Genomic DNA, 10,645 nt, shown 5'->3' on the forward strand with positions numbered 1-10,645 from the left:
GCCGAGTTCCTCGGCGACCCGGCGCACGCGCGCGCGGGTGCCGGAAGAGACCCCGGGGCGGTCGTTGAGCGCGAAGGAGACCGCGCTCTCGGAGACACCGGCACGGCGTGCGATGTCCTTCATGGTGGGCCTGCGCGCCGGCCGGGGCCGGATGCCGTCGCCGGACGCGGCAGCAGCGGTCATGGTGCGGGGTTCCTCTCGGGTGCGGGTGCGGGTGCGGGTGCGGGTGCGGATTGGGTGCGGATTGGGTGCGGGTGCGGGGGTGGGCACCTGTACGGACGGCTGGACAGTCGCCCGGGCGATTGCTGGTGCCGCCGACGTCGTGGACGGAGGCACAGGGAACGGCGGCGCTTCCGCCCGTAGGTCGACGTGTCGACCTCCGGCATCACGGCTCCGGCATGCACATCCTCCACCCGATCCCCCAACTCCGGTCGGAGAAAGCCGAGTAGCGAACTAAACCGCATGAGCGCGTAGAAGCATTACCGCGCCCCACACCCCGTGTCAACTCCCCACTCAACCGCATTAGTCCAGCTCACAGACCCAAAAAAACCCACGTGTGCAAGGCTGTTGACGTCACACACATCGCCCGCCCATCGTGTGTTCCGCAATCCGGCAGCGCGGCCGGTGCGAAGAGGAGGAACGACGATGTCCCGTGGGCGCCTGTCCCGCATCTCCATCGCCACCGCCATGGCGGCAACCCTGTTGTCGACCGCCGCCTGCGGCATGGGCGGCAGCGGCAATGACAACGATGCCAAGCAGCCCGAGAAGTCGGGCAAGGTGTCCGGCGAGATCAGCTTCCGCACGCTGCAGCTCAAGCCGACCTTCACGACGTACGTCCAGGGTGTGATCGACGCGTTCGAGAAGAAGTACCCGGACGTCAAGGTGAAGTGGGAGGACGTGCCGGGAGACGGCTACAACGAGAAGCTCGTCGCGGACGCCCAGGCCGGCGCCCTGCCGGACGTCGTCAACCTCAACACCGACTCCTTCCAGCTCCTCGCCGACCGCGGCATGCTGGCGGACGTCGCCAAGCTGGACCCGGCGGTACAGAAGGACTTCGTCCCCGGCGCCTGGGACCAGTACAAACTCCCTTCCAAGCAGGGCGTGTTCGCCTACCCCTGGTACGTGACGCCGGAGATCCTCACGTACAACAAGGACCTCTTCGCGAAGTCGGGCCTGGACGTCGACAAGCCGCCGACGACCGTCGAGCAGTTCTTCGACCACGCGGAGAAGATCACCGAGAAGTCCGGCGGCAAGTACTCGGCGTTCATGGCCGATCCGAAGTCGCGGCTGCCCGGCGACTGGCAGAAGATGGGCATCCCGGTCCTGAGCGCCGAGAAGGACGCGTTCACCTTCCACACGCCGAAGGCCGTGGAGTGGGTGGAGCGGATGAAGAAGCTGTACGCCATGGGCGCCATGCCGAAGGAGTCGCTCACCAAGTCCGACGACACCAGCCAGCTGTACGGCGCGGACAAGCTGGTCTTCGGCCCCGGCTCGCCCGGCTTCATCCGGGACGTGAAGGCGAACGCGCCGAAGGTGTACGCCAAGACGCAGGTGGCGAAGGCGGTCACCGGGGTCCTCGGCCACATCGGCATCTACACGCAGTCGCTCGGCGTCCGCAAGGACACCAAGTCCCCCGACGCGGCGGCCGAGTTCGCGAAGTGGGTGACGAACGGGCCGAACCAGGTCGCCTTCTCCAAGGAGGTCGCGATCTACCCGTCGAACGCGAAGGGTCTCGCCGACCCGTACTTCGCCGACAAGGGCGACGGCAAGGACCCGGAGACCCTGGCGCGGGCGCTCGGCGCGGAGGAGCTGAAGGAGGCGCAGCTCGACGCGAACACGCCCGTCGAGTGGACCACCCAGATCGGCGACGCCGTGGTCCGCGAGATGCAGAAGGCGATCAAGGGCGAGGTGGACGCCAAGACCGCGCTGACGAAGGCGCAGGACGAGGCGAACAAGATCCTCGCCCAGCAGGCCGAGCTGAAGAAGAAGTAGGCGGCCCCTCATGTCACAGCTGACCGGCACCGGTACGGACACCGGGCCCCGTACGGACAAGTCCGTACGGGGCGGCGCCCCGGCCCCGTCGGGCACGCGCGAGGCCCGCCGCCTCAAGAGGGCCATGGGCACGGAGACGGGTCTGGTGCACCGCCGCTGGTGGACGCCGTACCTGTTCCTGCTGCCGGGGCTCGCCCTGGTGGTGACGTTCAGCCTCTGGCCGTTCGTCAACACCGTCATCCTCTCCCTGACGGATGCTCAAATCCTGCGCGGCGGCGGCTTCGTGGGGTTCGACAACTACGCGCGTGCGATGGCGGACGACACCTTCTGGCTCGCCCTGTTCAACAGCGTGCTGTACACGGTCGTAGTCGTGCCGTGCCTGGTGTTCCTGCCGCTGGCGCTGGCCGTGCTCGTACAGAAGAAGATCCCCGGCATCGGCTTCTTCAGGTCCGCCTTCTACACACCGGTCATCGCGTCGGCGGTCGTCGTCGGCCTGATGTGGCAGTGGATCCTGCGCAGCGACGGGCTGGTCAACACGGTCTTCGAGAAGCTGAGCCTGATCAGCGAGCCGATCCCGTTCCTCACCGACTCCACGATGCTGCTGGTCTCGGCGATGATCGTGACGGTCTGGAAGGGCCTCGGCTACTACATGGTCTTCTACCTGGCCGCGCTCGGGAACGTACCGACGTCGCTGTACGAGGCCGCGGCCATCGACGGCGCGGGGACGCTGCGGCGCTTCTTCAGCATCACCGTGCCGAGCGTGAAGCCGATGATGCTGCTGGTCGGGACGCTGTCGGCGATCTCGGCACTGCGGGTGTTCACCGAGATCTACATCCTGGGCGGCGAGAGCGGCGGCCCGGGCGGCGACTCCCGGACGCTGCCGTTCCTGATCCGTCAGGTGGGACTCGGGTTCGCCGGCGAGACGGGGTACGCGGCGGCCATCTCCATCCTGCTGTTCCTGCTCACGCTGGTGTTCAGCCTGCTGGGGCACCGTCTCTCGAAGGGTGACGAGAGTTGAGCACGACCGCTGTTTCCCGTACCGCCGAGAAGCCGAAGCGTTTCACCGAGAAGCCGAAGCGTTACAGCCGGCGGGTGCTGATCGGCCTGTCGGGCCGCTATCTGACGCTCTGTCTGATGCTGGTCGTACTGGTCGGCCCGATCGCCTGGCAGTTCCTGACCTCGCTCAAGGGCCGTGGCGAGAACGTCTACGAGGGCGTCCTGCCCAGCGATCCGACGCTCGACAACTACGCCCGGGTCTCCGAGGCCTTCCCGCTCTTCCAGTACGTCGGCAACACGCTGATCGTGGCGGTGCTCGCCATCACCTCGAACTGCCTGTTCGCGGCGATGGGCGGGTACGCGCTGTCGCGGGCCGGGTGGCGGGGCCGCAAGTCGGTCTTCACGGTGCTGGTCGCGACGCTGATGTTCCCGTTCGAGTCCGTGATGATCTCGATGTTCCTGACGGTACGTGAGATGGGCCTGGTCGACACCCTGGCCGGGGTGTGGCTGCCGGGAGCCGTGTCGGTCATCAACCTGATGATCATGCGCGCGGCGTTCCTCGCCGTACCGAAGGAGGTCGAGGAGGCGGCGGTCCTCGACGGGGCGAACGAGTGGCAGCGCTTCCGGCGCGTCTTTCTGCCAAGTGCCAAGGGAGCGCTGGCAGTTGTCTGCATCACCAGCTTCATGGGGGCGTGGGACGACTTCCTGTGGCCACTGATCGTGCTGACCAACAGCGACAACTACACGCTTCAGCTGGGGCTGAAGACCCTGGCGGGCGCGACGACCGTCAACGACCAGCGGCTGATCGCGGCCGGGGCGATGGCGGCGCTGCTGCCGATGATGCTGCTGTTCTTCGCGTTGCAGCGGTACTTCTTCAAGGGCGTCGGCGAGGGCGCCGTCAAGACCTGACCTCCTCGCTCGCGACCTGACCTCCTGACCCTTAGGAATGGCCGATGTCTGTACGACGCGTAAGCCCCGCACGCCCGCAACCGCGCTTCGGGGCCAACTACACGCCGTCGGTGGGGTGGTTCCACCACTGGCTGGACTTTGAACTCGACGAGGTGAGAAGGGACTTCGACTCGCTGGCCGCCCTCGGCCTCGACCATGTGCGGGTGTTTCCGCTGTGGCCCCTCTTCCAGCCCAACCGGACGATGATCCGGGGTCGGGCGGTGGAACACCTGGGACAGCTCGTCGACGCGGCGGGCGAGCGCGGGCTCGACGTGGCGGTGGACGCACTCCAGGGGCACCTTTCCAGCTTCGACTTCGTACCGACGTGGCTCACGACCTGGCACCGGCGGAACATGTTCACGGACCCGGACGTGGTGGAGGCGGAGGCGCGGTACGTGGAGACGCTGGCCGCTTCCCTCGCCGAGCGGCCGAACTTCATCGGGATGACGCTCGGCAACGAGGTCAACCAGTTCTCCGACCGGCCCCACCCGGACCCCGACCCGTGTACGTACGACCAGGCGGGGCTGTGGCTGGAACGGCTGCTGGCCGCGTGCGAGCGGGGTGCACCGGGGAAGCTGCACGTGCACTCGGAGTACGACGCGGTGTGGTTCCAGCCCGGACACCCCTTCACCCCTGCGCATGCGTCGCGGCTCGGCGGGGCGACGACCGTCCACGCGTGGGTGTTCAACGGGACGGCGCAGCGGCACGGGCGCGACGGCGCGGCGACGGTCCACCACGCGGAGTACCTGATGGAGCTGTCGAAGGCGTGGGCCGACGTGCCGGGGCGGCCGGTGTGGCTGCAGGAGGTGGGCGCCCCCGCACCGCTCGTCCCCGCGGAGCACGCGGCGGAGTTCGTGACGGCGACGGTGGAGAACGCGCTCACCTGTGAGGACCTGTACGGGGTGACGTGGTGGTGCTCGCACGACGTGTCCCGGAAGCTGGCGGACTTCCCCGAGCTGGAGTACAGCCTCGGACTCCTCACTTCCGAACGGGAGTTGAAGCCGCAGGGCAAGGCGGTGGCCGAGCTGATCGCACGGGTACGGGCCGGGACGGCGCCGGAGCCTGTCCGGCGGCGGACGGCGCTCGTCCTCGACGTGGGCGATGCCTTGACCGCGCCCGGGCGGGCCACGTGCGCGCCGGGCGGGGAGTTCTACGAGGCGTGGGCGGGGCTGGCGGGCCAGGGGGCACGACCGGCGGTCGTCCTCACCGACCGCACCTCGGATGCGGGATACCTCGCGGGGCGGGGGATCGAGGAGGTGGTGCGGGTGGGGGGCTGAGGATGCGCACCCCGGTGCGGGTCGGCGTCCCGCTTCGCGGATTCGGCCCCTCCCCGCCCCTTCCCCTGAACCGCCGGCCGCGGGGCTGGTGATCGTCGCGCGGGTACGTCGTGGCTGATCGCGCAGTTCCCCGCGCCCCCAACTGCCCCTTCCCCTGAACCGCCGGCCGCGGGGCTGGTGATCGTCGCGCGGGTACGTCGTGGCTGATCGCGCAGTTCCCCGCGTCCCCAACTGCCTGCCCCCTGGCCCCCGATCCCCCTTACGCGATACCACCGCCCCGCTCACCCTCGACTCTCCCGGAGACCCCCATGTCCCTCTCCCGCCGCACCCTCCTCACCGCCGCCACCGCCCTCGGCGCCGCCCCGTTCCTCTCCGCCACCCCGGCAGCAGCAGCCGTGCCCGGGCAGCGAGCTCCCGCCCCGCCCCTCCAGCCCTACGCCAGTTACTGGTTCCCCGACACCTTCCCGGAAGGGAGAGAGCCCGACCCCGGTGCCACCTGGCGCAGCCTCAAAGCCTGGCGGGCCGCCGACGACCCCGACCTCCCCTTCAACACCTCCACCGTCCCGCTCGCCACCAAGCAGCGGTTCACCCCGCCCCCGGCCAACCCCACCGCCCGCCCCGACCAGGCCAAAGTCTCCGCCCTCGTCTCCTTCGGCAGCACCGCCCGCAACCCCTCCCAGGGGTCACCGACCGCCGACTTCTACGCGCTCACCCACTGGGCGTACCTCGAAGAGCTCGTCTTCTGGGGCGGCTCGTCCGGCGAGGGCATCGTCCTGGCACCGAACGCCCCCGTCGTCGACGCCGCCCACCGCAACGGCGTCCGCGTCCTCGGCAACGTCTTCCTGCCGCCCGTCGCCTACGGCGGCAGCCTCCGGTGGACCCGCGACCTCGTCCAGCGCGACGCGTTCGGCCGGTTCCCGCTCGTCGCCAAGCTGATCGAGGTCGCTCGGACGTACGGGTTCGACGGCTGGTTCCTCAACGGCGAGACCGACGCGGGCGGCGACGCCCCGCTCGCCGCCGAATTCGTCGAGTTCGTCAGGACTCTGCGCCGCTCCGCCCCCGACCTCTCCATCACCTGGTACGACGCCTTCAACATCGAGGGCCGTGTCGGCTGGCAGGGCGCGCTCAACGACAAGAACGCCCCGTTCTTCACGCACTCCCGCACGATGTTCGTCGACTTCCGCTGGTCCCCGGCCAAGCTCGCCGAATCCGCCGCGTACGCGAAGGGCATGGGCCGCTCCCCGTACGACCTCATGACCGGTGTCGACGTCGAGGCGAACGGCTGGAACACCCGCGCCGACTGGGACGCCATCGTCCCCGCCACCCGCGGCCACGTCACGAGCCTCGGCCTGTACCGGCCGGAGTGGACGCTGCACTCCCTGCCCTCCGCGACCCGCACCCCGACCCGGTTCCACGCCCGCGACGACCAGTTCTGGACCGGCGAGCACACCGATCCCGCGGCCCCGAACGGTCCCGGCACCTGGCGGCCCGCCGCCCAGTACGTCGCCGACCGCTCCACCGTCTCCGCCCTCCCCTTCGCCACCTCCTTCAACACCGGCCACGGCGTCGGCTGGTACGAGGACGGCCGCCGCACCGGTGACACCGCGTGGAACCACCTCGGGCTCCAGGACCTGCTGCCGTCCCGCCGCTGGACCGTCCGTACCACCGGCAGCCGCCCTCAGGTCGGCTTCGACTTCGACGCGGCCTGGCGCGGCGGCAGCAGCCTCCTCGTCCAAGGGGCGGGGGACTTCGCGGCGGCCCCGGTCGAGCTGGATCTCTACCGTACGAAGTTCCAAGTGGACTCAGCCACGGTCAAGTTGATCCACCAGGGGGTCGAGGGCGGTGCCGCCGCCGTCGAGGTGACCGTCACCGGCCCGGACGGCCGTGTCCGCCGACTCGCGACCACCCGTGTCCGTACCGTCGGGGGATGGACCGTCTCCACCGCCCGCCTCCCCCGGGGTCTCGGCCGCGTCGACGCGATCGGTGTCCGCCTCTCCGGGGCGGCCTCCGCCTGGCGGCTCGGTGCACTTTCCGTGTACGAGCGCGGGACCGGCACCCCGGACCGCCCCGCCGCCGTACGCATCACCGCCCACCGGATCGCCTCCCCCACCAGCACCTCCCCCACCACCGCCGAGCTGCGCCTGCGGTGGCGGCCGGTGCGCGGGGCCCGGCACTACGAGGTGCACCAGGTGCTTCCGGACGGCGCACGGCGTTTCCTCGGCGGCACGACGGGCAGCGCCTACTACGTCCCGTCCCTGCGCCGCACCTCGGACACCGAGAAAGCAACCGTCCTCGAAGTCCGTGCGGTGGGGCCGCTGTTGAGCTCCTCGCGCCCCACCACCACCTCCCTCGCCTGGTAACACCACACACATTCGGAGCACCCTCATGCACGACGACCGCAGCATCGTGGAACACCGCCTCCGGCGGGTGCTCCAGGAGCGCATCCGGCCCGCCGTCCGTTCCCACTCCGTCCCCCTCAGCGTCGAGCGCTGGGAAGCGCCGGGCGAGCCGGTACCGGTCGCCGAGGGGCTGGCCGCCGAGTACGGGCCGGCCACGACCGGAGAGCCGTGGGGTCCGGCCTGGGGCACCACCTGGTTCCGCGTCACGGGGCGGGTGCCCGCCGAGTGGGCGGGGCGGACCGTCGAGGCCGTCCTCGACCTCGGCTTCGACCGGAACATGCCGGGCTTCCAGTGCGAGGGCCTGGTCTACCGGCCCGACGGCGAAGCGGTGAAGGCCCTCAACCCGCGCAACGACTGGGTGCGGATCGGTGGCGACCGCGCACAGGGCGGCGAGGAGGTGCTGCTGTACGTCGAAGCGTCCTCGAACCCCATCCTGGTCGACCACGCCCCCACCTACGAGGGCGACCGGCTGACCGCACGGCAGGACCCGCTCTACCGCATCGAGCGGACGGACCTGACCGTCTTCGATACCGAAGTCTGGGAGCTGGTACAGGACTTGGAGGTGCTCGGCTCGCTGATGCACCACCTCTCCAAGGAGGACGCGCGCCGCTGGGAGATCCTGCGGGCGATCGAGCGCTGCCTCGACGCGGTCGACCTCACGGACGTCGCGGGATCGGCCACCCGCGCCCGCGGCGAACTCGCCGAAGTGCTCGCCTCCCCCGCCCCCCGCTCCGCGCACCAGATCAGTGCGGTCGGGCACGCCCACATCGACTCGGCGTGGCTGTGGCCGCTGCGCGAGACGGTGCGCAAGGTGGCCCGGACGTCCTCCAACATGGTCAACCTGATGGACGACCACCCCGAGTTCGTCTTCGCGATGTCGCAGGCGCAGCAGCTCGCCTGGGTCAAGGAGCACCGGCCCGAGGTGTTCGCGAAGGTCAAGAAGAAGATCGCGGACGGGCAGTTCGTGCCGGTCGGCGGCATGTGGGTGGAGTCGGACACCAACATGGTCGGCGGGGAGGCGATGGCCCGCCAGTTCCTCTACGGAAAGAAGTTCTTCCTGGACGAGTTCGGGATCGAGACCAACGAGGTCTGGCTGCCGGACTCCTTCGGGTACACGGCGGCGATGCCGCAGCTGGTGAAGCTGTCGGGGTCGAAGTGGTTCCTGACGCAGAAGATCTCCTGGTCGCAGGTGAACAAGTTCCCGCACCACACCTTCTGGTGGGAGGGCATCGACGGCACCCGCGTCTTCACGCACTTCCCGCCGGTCGACACGTACAACTCGGACCTGGGCGGCGAGCAGATGGCGCACGCGGCCCGCAACTACCGGGAGAAGGGCCGGGGTTCACGCTCGCTGGCCCCCTTCGGCTGGGGTGACGGCGGCGGTGGCCCCACCCGCGAGATGCTGGCGCGGGCGGAGCGGCTGCGCGACCTGGAGGGATCGCCGAAGGTGACGGTCGAGAAGCCGTCCGCCTTCTTCGCGAAGGCGGAGGCCGAGTACCCGGACGCCCCCGTGTGGGCGGGCGAGCTCTATCTGGAGTTGCACCGGGGCACGTACACCTCGCAGGCGAAGACCAAGCAGGGCAACCGGCACAGCGAGTCACTGCTGCGGGAGGCCGAGCTGTGGGCGGCCACGGCGGCCGTCCGCGCAGACGGATACACCTATCCTCAGGCGGAGTTGGAGCGGATCTGGAAGACGGTGCTGCTGCACCAGTTCCACGACATCCTGCCCGGTTCGTCGATCGCCTGGGTGCACCGCGAGGCGCGCGAGACGTACGCCCGGATCCGCGGCGAGCTGGAGTCGATCACGGCGGGCGCGCAGACGGCACTCGCAGGGCGGGGCGAGGAGACTCTCGTCTTCAACTCGGCGCCGCACGACCGTCGTTCGGTCCGTGCGGGCGGCGCTTCGGCCGTTCCCGTACGTACGACGGAAGCGGTCACCGCATCGGCGCGCGACGGCGGCTTCGAGCTCGCCAACGGCCTGCTGCGCATCACCGTCGACAGCCGCGGCCTGGTCGTCTCGGCGTACGACATCGGGGCCCGCCGGGAGGCCGTGGCCCCGGGCCTGGCGGCGAACCTGCTCCAGATCCACCCGGACTTCCCCAACATGTGGGACGCCTGGGACATCGACGAGTTCTACCGGCACAACGTGACGGACCTGATCGGCGTCGACTCCCTCGAACTCGCCGTGTCGACGGATGAGTCGGCGACTGTCACGGTCCGCCGTTCCTTCGGGGAGTCGACCGTGCTCCAGCACCTCACGCTGCGCTCCGGCGCGAAGGTCCTCGACATCCAGACGGACGTCGACTGGCGCGAGACGGAGAAGTTCCTGAAGGCGTCCTTCCCGCTGGACGTGAAGGCGGAGCGGTCTGCGTCCGAGACGCAGTTCGGGCACGTCTTCCGCGCCACGCACACCAACACCTCCTGGGAGGCGGCCAAGTTCGAGATCTGTGCGCACCGGTGGATCCAGGTGGAGGAGCCCGGCTGGGGCACGGCCGTCGTCAACGACTCGACGTACGGCCACGACGTCACCCGTGAGATGCGCGCGGACGGCGGCCAGACCACCACGGTCCGCCTCTCCCTGCTACGCGCCCCGCGCTACCCGGACCCGGAGACCGACCAGGGCACGCACCGGCTGCGCTTCGCGCTCGCGCCGGGCGCCACGGTCACGGAAGCGGTCCGCGAGGGCCACCGGATCAACCTTCCGGAGCGTACGGTCGCGGGCGCGCCTGGCACGGTGGTCGAGCCGCTGTTCCGCGTGGACGACGACCGGATCGTCGTCGAGGCGGTCAAGCTCGCGGAGGACGGCAGCGGCGACGTGGTCGTCCGGCTCTACGAGGCGGCGGGCGGCCGGGCGGCGGGCACGCTGACCGCCGGCTTCCCCGCGGCGTCGGTCACCGAGACGGACCTGCTGGAGCGTCCGCTCGCCGACTCGCCCTCGTACGAAGCGAGTTCGGAAGGCGGCGTGGAGCTGACGCTGCGTCCGTTCCAGATCCTGACGCTGCGGGTGGCACGGGCCTAGCAGCACCCTCCTGG

General features: G+C 70.0%; 7 protein-coding genes. 6 read left to right on the forward strand and 1 reads right to left on the reverse strand.

The features are described from left to right. Nucleotides 1-183 (reverse strand): LacI family DNA-binding transcriptional regulator (locus ACWGIG_RS31590; protein WP_453325116.1); only part of this gene is annotated, 183 nt, incomplete at its 3' end. 462 nt (nucleotides 184-645) lie between these two features. Here ACWGIG_RS31590 and ACWGIG_RS31595 point away from each other — a divergent pair. The 6 genes from ACWGIG_RS31595 to ACWGIG_RS31620 all read left to right on the forward strand — a co-directional run bounded on the left by ACWGIG_RS31595 (nucleotide 646) and on the right by ACWGIG_RS31620 (nucleotide 10,631). After that, nucleotides 646-1,992, forward strand: coding sequence for an ABC transporter substrate-binding protein (locus ACWGIG_RS31595; protein WP_453325117.1), 1,347 nt, complete (start codon nucleotides 646-648; stop codon nucleotides 1,990-1,992). Between the two features lie 10 nt (nucleotides 1,993-2,002). Then, entirely contained in the window at nucleotides 2,003-3,010 is a 1,008-nt protein-coding gene (locus ACWGIG_RS31600; RefSeq protein WP_453325118.1) for a carbohydrate ABC transporter permease, read from the forward strand. After that, nucleotides 3,007-3,897, forward strand: a complete 891-nt coding sequence (locus ACWGIG_RS31605) for a carbohydrate ABC transporter permease (protein ID WP_453325119.1) — start codon at nucleotides 3,007-3,009, stop codon at nucleotides 3,895-3,897. Before ACWGIG_RS31600 ends, ACWGIG_RS31605 begins: the two co-directional genes overlap by 4 nt. A 44-nt stretch (nucleotides 3,898-3,941) precedes the next feature. Next, nucleotides 3,942-5,213: a glycoside hydrolase 5 family protein gene (locus ACWGIG_RS31610; protein ID WP_453325120.1), complete on the forward strand. Its 1,272-nt coding sequence runs from the start codon at nucleotides 3,942-3,944 to the stop codon at nucleotides 5,211-5,213. Nucleotides 5,214-5,521: 308 nt separating this feature from the next. Next, nucleotides 5,522-7,573, forward strand: a complete 2,052-nt coding sequence (locus ACWGIG_RS31615) for an endo-beta-N-acetylglucosaminidase (RefSeq protein WP_453325121.1) — start codon at nucleotides 5,522-5,524, stop codon at nucleotides 7,571-7,573. Nucleotides 7,574-7,598: 25 nt separating this feature from the next. After that, nucleotides 7,599-10,631 (forward strand): alpha-mannosidase, encoded by a 3,033-nt coding sequence (locus tag ACWGIG_RS31620; protein WP_453325122.1) that lies wholly within the window; start codon nucleotides 7,599-7,601, stop codon nucleotides 10,629-10,631. Nucleotides 10,632-10,645 lie beyond the last annotated feature (14 nt).

The organism is Streptomyces sp. NPDC054863 (assembly GCF_053610825.1).

Bases quoted from the DNA above. Each gene is read 5' to 3' on its own strand.
- ACWGIG_RS31600 (WP_453325118.1), top strand. From the start codon at position 2,003: ATGTCACAGCTGACCGGCACCGGTACGGACACCGGGCCCCGTACGGAC.
- ACWGIG_RS31620 (WP_453325122.1), top strand. From the start codon at position 7,599: ATGCACGACGACCGCAGCATCGTGGAACACCGCCTCCGGCGGGTGCTC.
- ACWGIG_RS31610 (WP_453325120.1), top strand. From the start codon at position 3,942: ATGTCTGTACGACGCGTAAGCCCCGCACGCCCGCAACCGCGCTTCGGG.
- ACWGIG_RS31595 (WP_453325117.1), top strand. From the start codon at position 646: ATGTCCCGTGGGCGCCTGTCCCGCATCTCCATCGCCACCGCCATGGCG.
- ACWGIG_RS31615 (WP_453325121.1), top strand. From the start codon at position 5,522: ATGTCCCTCTCCCGCCGCACCCTCCTCACCGCCGCCACCGCCCTCGGC.